We start from the raw sequence: 15,234 nt of genomic DNA on the forward strand, positions 1-15,234 counted from the left end.
ATGGCTTTCTTTCTGTTTTGTTCGCTCCCTATGGGTCGCTCATAAAACAGCTCGCGCCACTGTTCGAGTCAATTGGTTAGAAAATTGTGATTGGTTAGTTGGAGAAGTTGTCATGCGGGCGAAGGGACAAAGACCTCTCCGCTGTTCGGACGTCCTGTCCTCACTGCGCTCCGAGGCACGGCGACGCTCGTCGAAAGCCATCATGGCTTTCTTTCTGTTTTGTTCGCTCCCTATGGGTCGCTCATAAAACAGCTCGCGCCACTGTTCGAGTCAATTGGTTAGAAAATTGTGATTGGTTAGTTGGAGAAGTTGTCATGCGGGCGAAGGGACTCGAACCCTCGCCAGAAGCTTGGAAGGCTGCTGTGCTACCGTTACACCACACCCGCGACGTAAATACATAGTTTTGTCTGAGGGTTAAGGGTCAATGATTTTTGGTTCCAGAATGTGTGGGTGGAAGAAAATGAGTCTATGGCCCTCCCTCAAGCGCTCGAAAATTATCGAAAACAATATCGAAAAATCAAACTTTTCCAAGATATTTCTTCCGTTCTCCACTGGGACTCAGAAGTGATGATGCCAGAAGAGGGAAGAGAGTATCGATCAACTCAAATTGCTGCCGTTGCGGAACTCACCCATGAATGGATGACGGATCCATCTTTTTTGGAGCTCATTCAATCTGCGAAACTAACCACAAAAGAACTTCCAGAATCGGAAAGGTCATTATGGAATCGTGAGCTTGAAATTTTGATGGAGGAGAAAGAAAAAGCAGATAAATTGCCATCTGAATTCGTTGCTGAATTTGCAAAACTCACCAATTTAGCACATGCAGAATGGGCCGAGGCAAAAAAGGAAAAAAACTTTAAATTATTTTCGGATAGACTTGAGGAATTGGTTACATTATCCAAAAAACAAGCGGATTACTTTGGTTATACGACAGAACCTTATGATGCTTTATTGGATTCCTATGAGAAGGGTGCCAAGGCAAACCAAATCCAAATTTTATTTTCTGATTTAAAAAAATCACTTATTCCGATTGTATCAAAGGCTCCAAGGTTCGAAAGTCCATTCAAAAGACCTATACCAATTGCCAATCAAAACAAATTCTGTAATCGACTTCCTTCCATTTTAGGACTCACAAAAAAAGAATCAAGATTAGACATTAGTAACCACCCTTTTTCCACTAGTTTAGGAAAAGGGGACAAACGAATCACAACTAGATATTCTGAAACCGATCCATTATCTTCCATCTTCGGCGTGTTACATGAGACTGGTCATTCTTTATATGAGTCTGGATTGTCAACCATGCCAAATTGGCCAAATCCATTAACGGAGTATCTAAGTTTAGGAATTCACGAATCACAAAGTCGCCTGTGGGAAAACCAAGTGGGAAGGTCTTTACCTTTTTGGGAATTTATGTATCCGATTTTATTAGATGACTTTGAATTGTCTGAATCAGAACTTCCTTTTCAAGATTTATATAAATATATAAACAGCACGGAAAAATCAAAGATCCGCGTTGAAGCAGATCAGGTCACATATAACCTCCATATTATATTGCGATTTGAGATCGAAAGAGATTTGATCAATGGCAACATCAAAGTCAAAGAATTACCAGAAATTTGGAATTCTAAAATGAAAGAAAGTTTTGGAATGATAATTGAAAACGATGCAGAAGGAGTTTTGCAAGACATTCATTGGTCTATGGGAGCCTTCGGATATTTTCCAACTTATACATTAGGAAATATATTCAGTGCACAATTTTTTAAAAAATTTACACAAGAATATCCTGATTCGCATAACAAATTTGCTTCGAAAGGTGATTTTTCAGATTTATTATTTTGGTTACGAAAAAACATTCATTCCAAAGGAAAAATCTTAACGATTGAAAATTTAGTTTCGGAAGCTACAGGCGAACCAGCAAATGCGAAGTATCTTATTTCATATTTAGAAGAAAAAGTAAAGGAAGTTTCAATTTCCAATTAATTGAATCAAAGGAATCACTATGTCTGGATCAGAACAAGTATTAGAAAAACTCAGTCAACTTTCGTATTTTGATAATTTAGCATTATACTATTTGTGTAATGAAACACCTCCACAAACATTGGCATTGGCTTTTTTACAGATGGATGAAAAGATCGCTGGATCAATGTTAGGTGTTTTGGATTTGCAAAGAAGAAAATATGTTCATGAACTTATGGCATTACAAAAAGATAGCTCAGAAGAGTCAAAAAAAGCCGCCGCAGAAGGATTGTTACTCATTGCCGACGGCCTTATTTCAAGAAATTTAATTAGTAAACAAGGTCACTATTTTTTCGGAACAAAAAAATAATACATTCCTAGTCCTAGAAAAAACCAAGCAGCCAGAAAACTCACTCCTCCAAAAGGAGTGATGGCACCAAGAATTTTAATTCCTGTAATTGCTAAGAAATATAAACTAAAAGAAAAAATCAAAATACCTACCAAAAACATCCAAATGGAGAATCGAAGATATTTGTTTGATTTCTCAGAGGTCTCGTATTGCTCGGAAAGGATTAACATCAAAAATGCGATAAGAGCTGTAATACTATGATAAAAATGGTATTTATTTCCAGTTTCAAAAGTGATCATAAGATCTGGTGGTATGATTTTTTTCAGACCATGTGCTCCAAAGGCACCAATCGCCACAGCTAAAAAACCAGATAAACAAATGAGTAAGATTAAAACTAAATCGGATTGCTTCTTGACAAGTTTCATATTCGATACTTCCTATTGCCTATGACTTCAGATGTATCCGGAAAGAATACTAAATTTGTACGAGTTTGGCGACAACTCAATGTAGACGATGTAAAAAAACAATTACTCTACATCGATGATCTTTACGGAACTTGTGGAAATTGCAAAAAACTTGGTCTCAATTACCTCAAAGATAAAAAATGCCCAGATTGTGGAATTACTTTCAAGTATCTGGCAACTAAATTGAGTAAGGTGGCAGATATTGCCAAAATTTTGAGTAGAATTGAAAAGGAAGGATTGGAACTAACTCTCATTGAAAGAGAAGATTTTGAAAGATCAAGTGCCTCGGATGCAGCACGTGATCTTTTTAAATCATAAATTTTTTTAGCTAAAACTTAAAAGACCAACCAAATTGAGCTGTTTTATTGTGAGCAGCTGTATCTTCCCATGCATCAAATGCTCGCACAACTCTCGTTACAGCCATTGCTGCAAAAATTCCAACAGCGTTTGGTGATTCCCAAACATTTCCTGGTCCTTTTGTATTCAGCATATGATCATAAATATTCTTTTTTGGTAAATTCTCCTGTGCATATAAGTATGCACCACCTACCAAAATTAAATCACATAAGAAATAAATACTCATACTAACAAATGTATCACGATTTGTGAATAGTGGAGAATTCCAAGAATTATAACCAACAGAGGCCATAGGTGTAATTAAATTTAAACCTTGGGAAACAATATGATATTTTTCAGTTAAGGGAACCGCTGATTCGTGAGGAGGTTTTTGTAACAATTCCTGTTCCAAAATTTGTTTCCACATTTTTTCCTGACCCCTTCTTGGAGATTCGATTCGGATAATGGAATCGGGTGAAGTCTTCCCGACTTTTCCAACATAGATGTTAAAGTCATATGGATTACTCCAACGATTTCTATATCGATACATAAATCCTTGGGTTTTTTCGTCGGCGTAAAAATCTGGATCTAACTTGTTGAGAAGTGCAAGCAGCCGAATATTTACATCATCCGGTCCACCCAATACTTCAACCGTTTCTCCTGCAAAAATTGATTTAGGAGAGAAGCATAAAAGAAAAAAAAGTAACAATACTTCTGTTATGCGAATATTTAATTTCGATTTTGAAAAATTCATGATTGGACCACTGGTAATTGAAGATAAGCATTGATTAATCCTAATGAATTGTAAGTGGCATGGCAAGCCATGGCTATCCAAAGATTTCCTGTTTTAATGTACAGATAACCAAAGAACATACCAACTCCACAAATGATGAAAGGAATGGCAATGGAAGTACCTTCTCCATAATGTAACCAACCAAATAATAAGGATACAATGAGAAGTCCTTCTTGGGTTAATCCTTTATCAATGAAAGCTTTCAGTAAAAAACCTCTAAAAAAGATTTCTTCCAAAATTCCTGTAATGATACCTACAACATAAATACCCCAAGCTAGAAGGTAACCATTTCCATGAATGGATTCGTATAATTTTTTTGCAAAAACACCTGATTCCAATGGAACCGATAATTTTTCAAGAATCACACCAAATACTACCACTACAAAAAAACATATGAAGCCGTTTGTGATCCCTCGTAATAAAATGGGAATTGAAAGTTCATCTTGTAAGTTTGTGACAGGAATTTGTAATACTTTTTTGTATAATAAATAACCAAGCCCCACATAACACAAAAACCATGGAACTGAGTGTCCTAATAAGTAATATGGTTTTTCAGAAAACACAATCTCATAGAATTCACTCAGTAACGTATTTGGATTTTCGGTGATTTCTTTTTGAAATTGGTCCTTGATAGGATTTACAACTTTTTGGTATTCCGCCAAAAGTCCCGAAAAATCTAACTTACCTTCAGAATATTCTTCATAGAGAGGAAGGATTTGTTCTTCTGGGATCCTGTGGTTTAAGACCGAATGGTTTACAAACGCCAGAAAGAATACGGAATAAAAAAAGGAACAAACATAAACGAGACCCAAAGAGTAGGCAGTGAGCCGAAAGATCTCAAAAAATCGATTCTGCATCTGCCTTACAGTTCCTCAATTTCGGCAAGAATCGTCATCGTTTTTTTGAGAAATGGCCGATAATCATTTTAGATGATTATGTCTAATCGCCTTATTTTTCTGAAATGGACTGTGATTTGGATCGGTTTTGGAGCCGTGGCGAATCTATTTCCTAGTCCTCTCACATTGGCAAACCTTGAATATTCGAATCCATCTTTAAAAAACCTCCGATCCGAAATCAAAGAAAACTTAAGAATTTCAAAATCTGGAACTAAAAAAGAAATCCTCATCCCACTCAAATATTACGAATATAAGGTGAAAAAGGAAGATAACTTTTTCAAAATCATGGCACGAACTGGTATGGATTTAGAAACTTTGTCCTCCGTTAACGAGCTCAGTTCCCCTCATGATTTATCACAAGGGATGATCCTTGAAATCCCAAATATGCGTGGAACATTCCATCCAGAAGAAACGGATGGTAGTGACAAAACAAAATTGCTTTTAGCAGATAAATACCAAATTGATGCAAACAAATTACAATATGATTCCGAACGAGGTAAATGGTTTTTGCCTGGTATCTCAATGGGAAAATCAGAAAAATCTTTCTTTTACGGATTTGGATTTCAGTTCCCACTAACAGCCGCTATCATCTCATCAAATTTTGGAAAACGATTAGATCCTTTTACTAAAAAGGAAACGTTTCACGGTGGTTTGGATATGGCCGCCAAACAAGGATCAGATGTATTTTCTTCAATGGACGGAGAAGTTAGTTTTGTTGGTGCACAAGGTGGATATGGTAATCTAATTATTATTAAACATATTTTAGGTTACGAAACTAGATACGGACATCTATTGAACTTTGCAGTAAAACAAGGACAAAGAGTCAAAAAAGGCGAAAAAATTGGGGAAGTAGGTCAAACAGGTAGAGCGACCGGTCCACATTTGCATTTTGAAATTAGAAGAAATTCAAAAAGAGAAAGACCTATTTTTCGATCTCATTAAAAAAAGATTTTACGATCTATCTTGATTGTGTTACTTCTTGGATTCAATGGACTTTGAAATTCCCCAAGAAGTTGAAACACTTCGTAAAAACATCCAATCTTTTATAACAGAAGAAATCATTCCTCTGGAAAAACATTATGATTATGAAAAAGGTCGAATGCCAGAGGACATCAACCAACAAGCACGCGCTAAAGTAAAATCGGCCGGGTTTTGGACACCTCACCTTCCCAAATCAGAAGGTGGATTGGGTTTAGATTTAATTGGTACCTGTATTATTTTTAGTGAGCTTGGTCGTTCTCCCATTGCTCCTTATATTTTTAATTGTGATGCTCCAGATGAAGGAAACATGCATTTGTTGTCTCTTGCAGCATCAGAAAAACAAAAAGAATTAATTTTACATCCACTCATCAAAGGTGAACTTCGCACTGGATTTGCTATGACTGAACCTTCTCCAGGTGCAGGATCAGATCCCACTTCTTTGCAAACCAATGCAGAAAAACAAGGTGATAAATACATTCTCAATGGACGTAAGTGGTATTGCACTGGCGCAAATGGAGCAAAGTACCTCATCGTAATGGCGAAGGTGAATGGAAGTTTTCGCAAAACTACGATGTTTCTTGTGCCAACTGATGCGAAAGGTTATACGATGGTACGTGAGATAGAACTCATGGGTTCACACGGACCAGGTGGGCATTGTGAACTCAATTTTGAAAATGTAGAAGTACCTGAAGATATGGTTTTAGGTAGAGTAGGCGAAGGTTTTCGTTTATCGCAGGAAAGATTAGGACCTGCTCGTCTCACCCATTGTATGAGATGGACTGGGATGGCAAGAAGAGCCCTTTCGATTGCGCGAAGTTATGCGAAAGAAAGAGAAGTTTTTAGTGCACGGATTGCCGATCACCAAGGAATTCAGTGGATGTTTGCTGAACGTGCTACTGAGATCGAGATGGCATTCTTATTAACATTGAAGGCAGCTTGGTTATTAAAAATGGGTAAGGATGCAAGACAGGAAACTTCCATGGCAAAATGGAAAGTCAGTGAATCGTTGTGTAATACAATTGATATGGCGATCCAAATATGTGGTGGAAAAGGATATTCAAGAGACTTACCACTCGAATTATTTTACCGAGATGCACGTGCAGCAAGAATTGCAGATGGGCCATCCGAAGTTCATAAAATGGTCATTGGTCGCAATTATGTATCGGAAAAATGGGATTTTTAAAGATTCATGGATATTAAAGAACTGCAAGAGAAGGTTGAAGTCCACCTAACTTCTGTATGGAAAGAGCCAGTTAAAATAACTGAAATTTTCCATTTAAGTGGAGGAGCTTGCCAAGATAATTATGCTTTGGAAATACAATCCAATACGTCCAAAAAATCACTAGTTCTTCGTACAGATAAGGGTGGAAGTTTACTTTCTTCCTTATCAAAACGGGATGAATTTAAGGTAGCAGAACTTGTATACAATGCAGGAGTCAAAACTCCAACGCCAGTTTATTTAGAAGAACAAACTTCTATTATAGGTACCCCTTTTTTTCTAATGGAAAAAATTGCAGGAAAAGCAACAGGTCGTTTCATCACTAAAGATAAAGAATTAGATTCCTATCGTAAAACAAAAATGGTTTCTGATTTAGCATCAAATCTTGCAAAACTTCATACAGTAACTCCAGAAACTGTTAAGGAAGAAGACCTAAAACAAAAACTCAAATTAGTCACGATTGAAAATTACATAAGCCAAGCGATTGCCGATTTAAGACAGTCTTTAGACGATTTACCAGAAGCTCACCCAGCGATTGAATTATGCCTCAATTGGATGGAGTCACATGCACCAAACATTGATAAAATTGTTTTAGTACATGGAGATTTTCGCACTGGTAACTTTATGATGAATGCAGATGGTCTTCAAGGAATCTTGGATTTTGAATTTGCCCATTTTGGAGATCGACACGAAGACATTGCTTGGTTGTGTATGCGAGATTGGAGATTTGGTCGTCTCAATAAAGAAGTAGGTGGATTCGGCGAGAGAAAGGATTTTTATAAAGAATACGAACTTACTTCTGGTATCAAGGTTGATCCATATAAAGTTTCCTATTGGGAGATCATGGGAAACGTTCGATGGGCAATTGGAAGTGCACAACAAGCTGAGAGGCATTTGTCAGGCAAAGATAAAGGAATCGAACTTGCTTCCATCGGAAGAAGGACAGCAGAAATGGAATGGGAAGCAATGCGTCTCATAGAGGAATTAGAAAATGCAATATAGACCTGATACAAAAGAACTACTCTCTGCCATTCAAGATTTTATGATGAAAGAATTATTACCCAAACTAGAAGGTGATGATTTATTATCATATAAAACACTAGTTTCTTGGAATATGTTAGGTGTCATAGCAAGGGAAATTGACAATTCAGAATATACCAATCTTTGGTCGGAAATTTTAAATCAGAAATTACGAATCTCAGATTTGGAATCCAAATACGATTTAGAAAGTTTTCAAAAATTATCCAAAAAAGAGAAATACCAAGTTTTATATCATTGGAATCAAAGTTTAGCCCAAACCATTCGTAACCAATCAAACCAAACGAATTCAAAAACTAATTCCTCTAAAATTGATACATCCCCAAAGGGAAAAGTATGGAATTTGGTCAAATTACAATTAAAAGAAAACCTTTCTGTTTCTAATCCGAGGTTCCAAGTATAGATGTCCTATTTATATTTAGTTCGTCATGGCCAAGCGGATCGACTTGGAAAAAATTATGATCAACTAACAGAATTAGGTTGGAAACAGGCTAATCTTTTAGGCGAATATTTTAAACACCAAAGAATTGAATTTGATTCCGTATATACAGGAACCTTAAACAGGCAAAAACAAACCGCAGAAGGAATCATTAAAAGTTTTACCAACGATCAATTTTGTATACCAGATCCGATAGAAAATTCAGCTTGGGATGAATTTGATTCTAGAATGTGGTTAGGCATTGCGGCCAAAATCCGAAATGCGAATCCATCATTTGCAAAATTATACGAAGCATATAAAACTGCATGGGAAGAAGGAAAAGAAGAAACTAGGCATTATTTTCAAGAGCTCATACAACTTGTATTAGCCGATTGGGTAAATGGAGTTTGGGGTTCAATCGAACCATACACGTTTGAAGAATATGTTGAAAAGGTATCAAAAGGTCCACTCCAAATCCCTGTTGATGTAAAAAGTACCCTTGTTGTTTCTTCGAGCACACCCATCGCAATTATGATGGGTCTATCTTGCAAAATGAATTATAAAGAGTTTCCTATATTTATGAAATCAATTTTAAATTCGTCTTTAAGTGTGTTTCGTCATGAAAACAATCATTGGGAACCTGTTAGTTGGAATGGAACTCCCCACTTACAAAACCCGGATCTAATTACGATTGTTTAAAAATCAGATTAGATTTATGGTTGTGTAAAGGAAGACAATAACTTAACTCGATTTTTTGCTTTTTGTCCCCAACCGGATCTTGGATAATTTTTGTACAAATGATCCATCGCTGCTAGTTCTTCTTCATTTGTTTTGCTATAACGAACTGAAATTTTAGGCTCTTCTTGGAACTTAAAATCAACAGTCACATGAAAACTTCCCAAAAACACAACAGTGCCTGGTAGCAAATCCACTCGCGATTTCCGAATCTCTTCTGGATCAAAATCAATATCGATTTTATTCGGTTGTTTTGTACTGCTGAATGCAAAATCTGAGGCACCACGATTGAGTAAGTGGACTGCATCAAAAATTTCGTATTGGCCTTCTTTTAGGTTTTGAAAGTAATAATAATGTTCTGAACTTTCACTGTATTCTATGGATTTTTCACCTTTTCTTAAGGTTACTTTTTGGAACCTTGGATCAATCAACTCATCTAGTATCATTTCATCCTTAACAATCGTCATATGGACGATAATCAAACTACTTTGAGAATTTTTTGGACCAAAACTAGAACACTCGGGAAACAAATAAGTTACCAAAAGTAATATTAAGAACTTACGAAGAATTCCCGAAGAAAACGATTCCCATTTGGAGATTTGTTTTTTATCCGAGATTAAATCGTTTTCAGAATTACGATCAGATGGATTTGTATTATCCGAGTTTGAGCTCATATCAAAATAGGTCCTTAGCCCATTGGGTATTGAATTTTTTTGGATACAGCATTAATTTCGGATAATATTTCATCAGATAAAATGACATCTGTAGCCTTTAACGATTCTTCAAGTTGTTCCACGGTATTTGCACCAATAATTGTAGATGCAACGTAATCATGTTGTTTACTCCAGGCGACAGACATCACAGTGACACTCATCCCATATTTATTTGCGATTTCCATCAATTCTTTAGTGGAAGCTAACGTTTGTTCATTTAAGAATCGGTTCGACATTCTTTTTTGTCTTTCCCCTTCTGCCATATAACGAACAAAACGAGCTCCTTCTGGTTTTGAAGTACCATTGTATTTTCCAGTTAACACTCCTCCGGCCAATGGAGAATAAGGTAACAGGGAAACACCTTCTTTACGACAAACTTGCGCTAATTCATCTTCAAAACGACGATTGAGAATTGAAAAATTATTTTGGATGGAATCATATCGAATTAAATTGTATTTATCTGATGTCCAAAGACTTTTCATGAGACCAAAAGAAGTTTCATTGGAACAGCCAGCATATCGAATTTTGCCTTCTTCTTTCAATTCGGTGAGTGCTTCCATCGTTTCGTCATAAGCAACATCATGATCAGGCCAATGAGTTTGGTACAAATCGATAGTTTCGACACCTAACCTTTGTAAGGAACCTTCAATGGCACGTCGAATGTGATATTTATCGAGAGCAGTTTTTCCTTCTCGTAATGGTGGACTAAACCAACCATGACCAGGTCCAGCAACCTTTGTTGCTATGATGACTCCATCTCTCGGTTTTGTTTTTAGCCATTTTCCAAAAATCTCTTCTGTTCGGTGAACCCAAGACTTTTGAGGTGGTACTGGATAAATTTCTGCCGTATCGTAAAAATCAATCCCAGAATCATAAGCTTTGTCTAAAATTCGAAACGCCTCATCTTCGTTACATGAGGAACCAAATGTCATGGTTCCCATACAAATTTCAGAAACCACCATACCTGTTTTGCCAAGTCTTCTTTTTTTCATGTTATTTCTTAATTAAAAAAGTTTTAAATTGGTTTTTGGGATCACTCCATTCTATGACATGATCCTTTACCTTTGCTTTTGTAGGTCCTCGTTGCATTGCACGGTATAAATCTTCGATAAAAAGTTTATCACCTTCCACTACTGCTTCCACTTCCCCATTTGGTAAGTTTTGAGTATAACCTTTGAGTCTCATTTCTTGGGCCTTTTGTAGGATATAATAACGAAATCCAACACCCTGTACGGTTCCCCGTATTAAAATTCTTGCTCTTGCTTCTTCTGATTTTCCCAAAGATTGTCTCCTACAATTACCTTACTTTGATTTAATATTCTCTGCAATGTAATTTTGGATCGCAGATTTAAAAATAGGAACAAACTTTTCATAAACAGGTCGTTTAAAATCAACAACGGCTTGGATTGTATCCTCTATTTCCATATGGATAACAGTCAGAAACTCTTGTTCATGGTGAACCAAATCACATTCTTCTAATTCCCCATCCCAATAAAACAAAATCCATCGTTGTAATTGGCCACGAAACTTTTGTAAATGAGAATTGAGTCCTAAAGAGTTTGGAAAATCATATGGAATCCAATCAGGGTATTCAGTTACATAAATAGCTTTTTTGATTCCAAGCTCTTCATATAATTCACGTTTTGCGGCTTCTAAATAATCTTCTTCTTCGTCGATTCCTCCTTGAGGAAATTGCCAAGAACCAGGAAATTGAATCCGTTCTCCCACAATTACTTTTCCCAAAGAGTTAAATACTACCATTCCTACATTTTTTCGGTAGGGTTTGTTTGTCATAAATGTTAGAATGCCCCTTTCATCCATTTTCGCAAGAATTTCCTTAATTTTTTGTTTCTTGGTAAATCCTTAGTTTCAATCTTGGGATTAGGAGATAGTATGAAGATCATTTTGGTTCGTCACGGTGAGGCAGAAAACTCCACCCCTACCATTTCCGATTCACAACGAGAACTAACCGATAAAGGAAGAAGTGACATTCACAAAATCGGTAAATTTATTAAAAATTCATCTTTATCCGTTAAACAAGTTTATTATAGCCCATATACCAGAACCAAACACACGGCCGAAATTCTTTCCGAAGAACTAAAATACAATGGAGAAATGGTCGCATCTGACGATTTAGCAGCCGGTAGAGGTTGCACTGACATTATATCTTGTTTGGTGAATTTTAGTAATTCCGACACTGTTTTGTTAGTTGGTCATAATCCAGATATCACTTACTTCGCAGCCAAATTATTAGGGAATTCTAGTGTAGCAGAAAATTTAGTTTTCCAACCTGGATCCACAATTGCCATCAATGTTGCGCGAGAAAAATTTAACCATGGCCAAATCATTTGGGCGATTTCTCCTGATAATTTAGGTACGGAATCCTAAGTTAAGTCTTCCGTTTGTAAGGCTTGACCAAGAGGATCTGTTCAGGTTTTTGGATTTCATAACACGGGGTGTAGCGCAGCGGTAGCGCACTTGTCTGGGGGGCAAGGGGTCGCCGGTTCAAATCCGGTCACTCCGATGTTTGGTTAGTGTTTGTGCAAAAAACCCAGCAGGTTTGAGCACAAACCTGCCGGTAGAAAATTCAGGATGGTGAGATGAAAAAATAAAACTTAAGAAGGTTTTTGATCGTTTGTTTCTTTTACCTTGTCTAGATACTTCACAACATTGTCTTTGAGTTCTTCGAATCGAACAATTCCCCAAGCAACTCCCATTTTCACTTTTAGGGCTTTATCACTTGTGTCACTTTCCCCTTGTTCTTTCAATTTTTGAAAGTTGGTTTCGAATTGGCTTTTTTTCTCGTTAAGATCCACAACGAGTTTCTCCCAAACTTCTTTGGAAGTTTTAACAGCACCAATTCCAGCGTTCACGATATCTTGTAGTTTGTTTTCCACGTTGCTCATCGGAAGGGACTCCTTCTGGATTCCATTATTTTGCACTGCACAATAATGTCGAGAAAGAAATTGATAGTGGAATCTGAATTCTTACGGTAAACTACCCACATGCGTTTGACCCCATTTCGGCACTTTTTCCTCATTTTTTCCATTTTGGTCTCCCTTTCTCACTGTGGAGGCCAAATCCAAGAAAAACCAATCGTTGGTTGTGAACGAATCACAGGTACACCAGGCCCAGAAGACTTCGATATCATCCGAGAGTCCTCAACCATCATTGTTTCCTCACACGAACGGAGGAATGGACTCAAAGATATTGGTGCATTGTTCGAAATTTCATTCTCGGATCCCAAACAGAAATTGTTAGCTAAAAAAGTAGAAACGAATTACCCAGAGAATTTCAGGCCACATGGAATTAGTTATGCGAAAGTCAAAGGAGTGGATACACTTGCTGTGATTTCGCACACACTCCAAGACGATATCCCACATACAATTGAAATCTTTGAACGTACAAAGGCCGGAAAATGGACTCATACAAAAACATTAAGTGATCCATCTCTTACAAGTCCAAATGATTTATTCATGAATGAATCAGGTGAAATTTTTACATCCAATGACAATGGAACAAGCCAAACATTTCGTAAGTATTGGGATATGATCATTCGAAGTGGTCGAGCTGATGTTTCCTATTACGATGGAAAAAAATTCCAATCATTGGGAGTTCCTGTGATGTTAGGAAATGGAATATACATTCGTAAACAAGGCAAACAAGAGTTATTGTATCGATCTGTATTTTCGGAAAAACAGATTCGATTGTATGAAGTAAATCGTGAGGATGGCAAAATTAATTTGAAGTATTTAGAATCCATTCCGATAGGTGCGGGTCCTGATAATATTTTGGAAGATGATAATGGTATGTTATGGCTTGCAGCGCATGATTCACCATATAAATTCATTCGGCACGTGATGAACCGAAACAATTTAGCTCCCACTCGTGTGTTTAAAATTAACCCAGAAACGAAAGAAGTCACAGAAGTTTATGCAAACGAAGGTTCTGAAATTTCTGCTGGAAGTACGGGTCTTGTTTATAAAGACAAACTACTCATTTCACAGGTATTCGAAGATTTCCTTTTGGTTTGTCCAAAACCTTAACGAAATGATGTGGGAATTTGATCAAAAGTAGAGATTGGCTTTTAATTCAGGATGAAATACATCGCACTATTTAGAGGAATCAATGTAGGAGGGAATCGAAAAGTTGATATGAAACGATTAAGAACCCTCTTTGAATCCTTAGGCTTCATTCAGGTTTCGACATATATTAACTCTGGTAATATTCTTTTTGAATCAGAGTTAGATACCAAATCCGTTTTAATGAAAATTCAAAAGTGTTTTCAAAATACCTTTGATTTTGAAATCCCAACCATCGTTAAGACGGAAAATGAAATGAAGAAAATCGCAAAGGCTATTCCAGAAGATTGGTTAAATGATCCAACACAAAGAACGGATGTTGCGTATTTGTTTCCAGAATTTGATTCAAAAAGGTTGATCGATGAACTACCGATCAAGAAAGAATTTTTAGAGATCAGATATGTAAAAGGTGCCATTTTCTGGAATATCAAAAGAGAAAATGTAAATAAAAGCCAACTCGCCAAACTAATCAGTCACAAATTGTATCAATCAATGACAATCCGAAATGTAAACACTGCTAGGTTTCTTGCTGGAGAACGAAAGTAATTGCGAAACTTTTGTTTCAGGTTTTCAAAGTTAAAATTTGGAAACCGGATCATATCGATTTCATGATTTCAATTTGTTTTAACCTAATCCTTTTAAAACTGCCTCAATCGTATCCACTAATAAAGTTTCACGATCTACCTCACAATGTTGAGCAACAAGTTTTGGGTGGGTAAAAGCTGTCCCAGCAGAAATCAGGATGTCAGTGACTAACTTCACATCTCTCTTTTTGATTTTTTTTTGGTTTATGGCTTCTGTGACAAGTTTTGCCATCTGGTTTTGCATATTGGCCAAGTGGGTTTGAATGAAGGGTTTTGACTCTTCTGCTGCCATATCAAATGCTTTGTACAATTCAGGATCCAGTTTTACTTTTTCCAATTTCATTCGGTGTAAATTTAGAAACCATGTCAGAATCTTTTGGATGGGGTCTCTTTTTTCTGTTACAAGCAAATCTTGTTTCTCATCCAATTTTGTTAGCCATCGTTCCGAAACAGCATCAAAAAGTGCAGTTTTGTCTTGGAAATGGGAGTAGAGTGCCGCATGGCTAATCCCCATTTCTTTGGCTACATCCACCAATCGAACTTTTTCAAATCCTTTGGCACGCATTTGGTCGATCGCAATTTCCACTGCCTTGTCTTTGATTTCTGTGGTTGTTAAACCGGTTCTTGGCATACGGAAAGTTTGTGAGGAAAATCGGGAGGGTCAATCTCA

At 36.8% G+C, this 15,234-nt stretch carries 20 protein-coding genes and 2 tRNA genes; 12 read left to right on the top strand and 10 right to left on the bottom strand.

Features of this window, described 5'->3' with window-relative positions:
* Nucleotides 1-315: 315 nt before the first annotated feature.
* Nucleotides 316-386, bottom strand: a tRNA-Gly gene (locus ND855_RS00005).
* 82 nt (nt 387-468) lie between these two features.
* Here ND855_RS00005 and ND855_RS00010 point away from each other — a divergent pair.
* Entirely contained in the window at nt 469-1,980 is a 1,512-nt protein-coding gene (locus ND855_RS00010) for a carboxypeptidase M32 (protein WP_265356632.1), read from the top strand.
* Between the two features lie 19 nt (nt 1,981-1,999).
* On the top strand, nt 2,000-2,326 hold the full coding sequence (locus ND855_RS00015; RefSeq protein WP_265356633.1) for a hypothetical protein: 327 nt from the start codon (nt 2,000-2,002) through the stop codon (nt 2,324-2,326).
* Here the strand turns inward: ND855_RS00015 and ND855_RS00020 are convergent.
* A complete protein-coding gene (locus ND855_RS00020) occupies nt 2,302-2,730 on the bottom strand; it encodes a DUF423 domain-containing protein (RefSeq protein ID WP_265356634.1) in 429 nt (142 codons plus the stop codon). The genes ND855_RS00015 and ND855_RS00020 overlap by 25 nt on opposite strands.
* A gap of 21 nt (nt 2,731-2,751) precedes the next feature.
* On the opposite strand from ND855_RS00020, the gene ND855_RS00025 reads away from it, so the two are divergent.
* Entirely contained in the window at nt 2,752-3,087 is a 336-nt protein-coding gene (locus ND855_RS00025; RefSeq protein WP_265355745.1) for a hypothetical protein, read from the top strand.
* Between the two features lie 10 nt (nt 3,088-3,097).
* On the opposite strand, the gene ND855_RS00030 is transcribed toward ND855_RS00025, so the two are convergent.
* Together ND855_RS00030 and ND855_RS00035 are read right to left on the bottom strand one after the other, a co-directional pair.
* Entirely contained in the window at nt 3,098-3,859 is a 762-nt protein-coding gene (locus ND855_RS00030; protein ID WP_265356635.1) for a hypothetical protein, read from the bottom strand.
* On the bottom strand, nt 3,856-4,755 hold the full coding sequence (locus ND855_RS00035) for a CPBP family intramembrane glutamic endopeptidase (RefSeq protein ID WP_265355747.1): 900 nt from the start codon (nt 4,753-4,755) through the stop codon (nt 3,856-3,858). Before ND855_RS00035 ends, ND855_RS00030 begins: the two co-directional genes overlap by 4 nt.
* Nucleotides 4,756-4,833: 78 nt before the next feature.
* Between ND855_RS00035 and ND855_RS00040 the strand changes: the two genes are divergently transcribed.
* From ND855_RS00040 to ND855_RS00060, 5 genes are read left to right on the top strand one after another with little or no spacing between them, the layout of a single operon-like run.
* Nucleotides 4,834-5,736, top strand: a complete 903-nt coding sequence (locus tag ND855_RS00040; RefSeq protein WP_265356636.1) for a peptidoglycan DD-metalloendopeptidase family protein — start codon at nt 4,834-4,836, stop codon at nt 5,734-5,736.
* Nucleotides 5,737-5,782: 46 nt separating this feature from the next.
* Entirely contained in the window at nt 5,783-6,958 is a 1,176-nt protein-coding gene (locus ND855_RS00045) for an acyl-CoA dehydrogenase family protein (protein WP_265356637.1), read from the top strand.
* 6 nt (nt 6,959-6,964) lie between these two features.
* Nucleotides 6,965-7,996: a phosphotransferase family protein gene (locus ND855_RS00050; protein WP_265356638.1), complete on the top strand. Its 1,032-nt coding sequence runs from the start codon at nt 6,965-6,967 to the stop codon at nt 7,994-7,996.
* The gene (locus tag ND855_RS00055; protein ID WP_135605596.1) at nt 7,986-8,435 is read left to right on the top strand and encodes a hypothetical protein; all 450 of its coding nucleotides are present in this window, start codon (nt 7,986-7,988) and stop codon (nt 8,433-8,435) included. Before ND855_RS00050 ends, ND855_RS00055 begins: the two co-directional genes overlap by 11 nt.
* Nucleotides 8,436-9,149, top strand: coding sequence for a histidine phosphatase family protein (locus ND855_RS00060; RefSeq protein WP_265356639.1), 714 nt, complete (start codon nt 8,436-8,438; stop codon nt 9,147-9,149).
* A gap of 14 nt (nt 9,150-9,163) precedes the next feature.
* On the opposite strand, the gene ND855_RS00065 is transcribed toward ND855_RS00060, so the two are convergent.
* Genes ND855_RS00065 through ND855_RS00080 form a run of 4 tightly spaced genes read right to left on the bottom strand, consistent with a single transcriptional unit; the run spans nt 9,164 to nt 11,719 of the window.
* Nucleotides 9,164-9,859, bottom strand: a complete 696-nt coding sequence (locus ND855_RS00065) for a hypothetical protein (protein ID WP_265356640.1) — start codon at nt 9,857-9,859, stop codon at nt 9,164-9,166.
* Nucleotides 9,860-9,873: 14 nt separating this feature from the next.
* Nucleotides 9,874-10,890 carry an aldo/keto reductase gene (locus ND855_RS00070; protein ID WP_265356641.1) on the bottom strand — a complete coding sequence of 339 codons (1,017 nt, stop codon included), beginning with the start codon at nt 10,888-10,890 and terminating at the stop codon, nt 9,874-9,876.
* Between the two features lies 1 nt (nt 10,891).
* Nucleotides 10,892-11,179 (bottom strand): acylphosphatase, encoded by a 288-nt coding sequence (locus tag ND855_RS00075; RefSeq protein WP_100725711.1) that lies wholly within the window; start codon nt 11,177-11,179, stop codon nt 10,892-10,894.
* Nucleotides 11,180-11,200: 21 nt separating this feature from the next.
* Nucleotides 11,201-11,719: an RNA pyrophosphohydrolase gene (locus ND855_RS00080; protein WP_265356642.1), complete on the bottom strand. Its 519-nt coding sequence runs from the start codon at nt 11,717-11,719 to the stop codon at nt 11,201-11,203.
* 72 nt (nt 11,720-11,791) lie between these two features.
* On the opposite strand from ND855_RS00080, the gene sixA reads away from it, so the two are divergent.
* Nucleotides 11,792-12,286, top strand: a complete 495-nt coding sequence (gene sixA, locus ND855_RS00085; RefSeq protein WP_265356643.1) for a phosphohistidine phosphatase SixA — start codon at nt 11,792-11,794, stop codon at nt 12,284-12,286.
* A 64-nt stretch (nt 12,287-12,350) separates the two neighbouring features.
* Nucleotides 12,351-12,422, top strand: a tRNA-Pro gene (locus tag ND855_RS00090).
* A gap of 91 nt (nt 12,423-12,513) precedes the next feature.
* Here ND855_RS00090 and ND855_RS00095 read toward each other — a convergent pair.
* Nucleotides 12,514-12,804: an LIMLP_16025 family protein gene (locus ND855_RS00095; protein WP_407658435.1), complete on the bottom strand. Its 291-nt coding sequence runs from the start codon at nt 12,802-12,804 to the stop codon at nt 12,514-12,516.
* Between the two features lie 105 nt (nt 12,805-12,909).
* Between ND855_RS00095 and ND855_RS00100 the strand changes: the two genes are divergently transcribed.
* Both ND855_RS00100 and ND855_RS00105 read left to right on the top strand, forming a co-directional pair.
* Nucleotides 12,910-13,944, top strand: coding sequence for an arylesterase (locus tag ND855_RS00100; RefSeq protein ID WP_265356644.1), 1,035 nt, complete (start codon nt 12,910-12,912; stop codon nt 13,942-13,944).
* 51 nt (nt 13,945-13,995) lie between these two features.
* Complete coding sequence (locus ND855_RS00105) at nt 13,996-14,526, top strand: DUF1697 domain-containing protein (RefSeq protein ID WP_265356645.1); 531 nt, start codon at nt 13,996-13,998, stop codon at nt 14,524-14,526.
* A gap of 78 nt (nt 14,527-14,604) precedes the next feature.
* On the opposite strand, the gene ND855_RS00110 is transcribed toward ND855_RS00105, so the two are convergent.
* Nucleotides 14,605-15,195, bottom strand: a complete 591-nt coding sequence (locus ND855_RS00110; RefSeq protein WP_265356646.1) for a TetR/AcrR family transcriptional regulator — start codon at nt 15,193-15,195, stop codon at nt 14,605-14,607.
* Nucleotides 15,196-15,234: the final 39 nt, after the last annotated feature.

Source organism: Leptospira paudalimensis (assembly GCF_026151345.1).
Lineage (GTDB): Bacteria > Spirochaetota > Leptospiria > Leptospirales > Leptospiraceae > Leptospira_A > Leptospira_A paudalimensis.

Excerpts from the sequence above, each read along its gene's own strand:
- ND855_RS00050 (WP_265356638.1), top strand. The coding sequence starts at position 6,965 with ATGGATATTAAAGAACTGCAAGAGAAGGTTGAAGTCCACCTAACTTCT.
- ND855_RS00055 (WP_135605596.1), top strand. The coding sequence starts at position 7,986 with ATGCAATATAGACCTGATACAAAAGAACTACTCTCTGCCATTCAAGAT.
- ND855_RS00045 (WP_265356637.1), top strand. The coding sequence starts at position 5,783 with ATGGACTTTGAAATTCCCCAAGAAGTTGAAACACTTCGTAAAAACATC.
- ND855_RS00110 (WP_265356646.1), bottom strand. The coding sequence starts at position 15,195 with ATGCCAAGAACCGGTTTAACAACCACAGAAATCAAAGACAAGGCAGTG.
- ND855_RS00035 (WP_265355747.1), bottom strand. The coding sequence starts at position 4,755 with ATGCAGAATCGATTTTTTGAGATCTTTCGGCTCACTGCCTACTCTTTG.
- ND855_RS00010 (WP_265356632.1), top strand. The coding sequence starts at position 469 with ATGGCCCTCCCTCAAGCGCTCGAAAATTATCGAAAACAATATCGAAAA.
- ND855_RS00070 (WP_265356641.1), bottom strand. The coding sequence starts at position 10,890 with ATGAAAAAAAGAAGACTTGGCAAAACAGGTATGGTGGTTTCTGAAATT.
- ND855_RS00020 (WP_265356634.1), bottom strand. The coding sequence starts at position 2,730 with ATGAAACTTGTCAAGAAGCAATCCGATTTAGTTTTAATCTTACTCATT.
- ND855_RS00025 (WP_265355745.1), top strand. The coding sequence starts at position 2,752 with ATGACTTCAGATGTATCCGGAAAGAATACTAAATTTGTACGAGTTTGG.
- ND855_RS00095 (WP_407658435.1), bottom strand. The coding sequence starts at position 12,804 with ATGAGCAACGTGGAAAACAAACTACAAGATATCGTGAACGCTGGAATT.
- ND855_RS00015 (WP_265356633.1), top strand. The coding sequence starts at position 2,000 with ATGTCTGGATCAGAACAAGTATTAGAAAAACTCAGTCAACTTTCGTAT.
- ND855_RS00060 (WP_265356639.1), top strand. The coding sequence starts at position 8,436 with ATGTCCTATTTATATTTAGTTCGTCATGGCCAAGCGGATCGACTTGGA.
- sixA (WP_265356643.1), top strand. The coding sequence starts at position 11,792 with ATGAAGATCATTTTGGTTCGTCACGGTGAGGCAGAAAACTCCACCCCT.
- ND855_RS00030 (WP_265356635.1), bottom strand. The coding sequence starts at position 3,859 with ATGAATTTTTCAAAATCGAAATTAAATATTCGCATAACAGAAGTATTG.
- ND855_RS00040 (WP_265356636.1), top strand. The coding sequence starts at position 4,834 with ATGTCTAATCGCCTTATTTTTCTGAAATGGACTGTGATTTGGATCGGT.
- ND855_RS00080 (WP_265356642.1), bottom strand. The coding sequence starts at position 11,719 with ATGGATGAAAGGGGCATTCTAACATTTATGACAAACAAACCCTACCGA.
- ND855_RS00065 (WP_265356640.1), bottom strand. The coding sequence starts at position 9,859 with ATGAGCTCAAACTCGGATAATACAAATCCATCTGATCGTAATTCTGAA.
- ND855_RS00105 (WP_265356645.1), top strand. The coding sequence starts at position 13,996 with ATGAAATACATCGCACTATTTAGAGGAATCAATGTAGGAGGGAATCGA.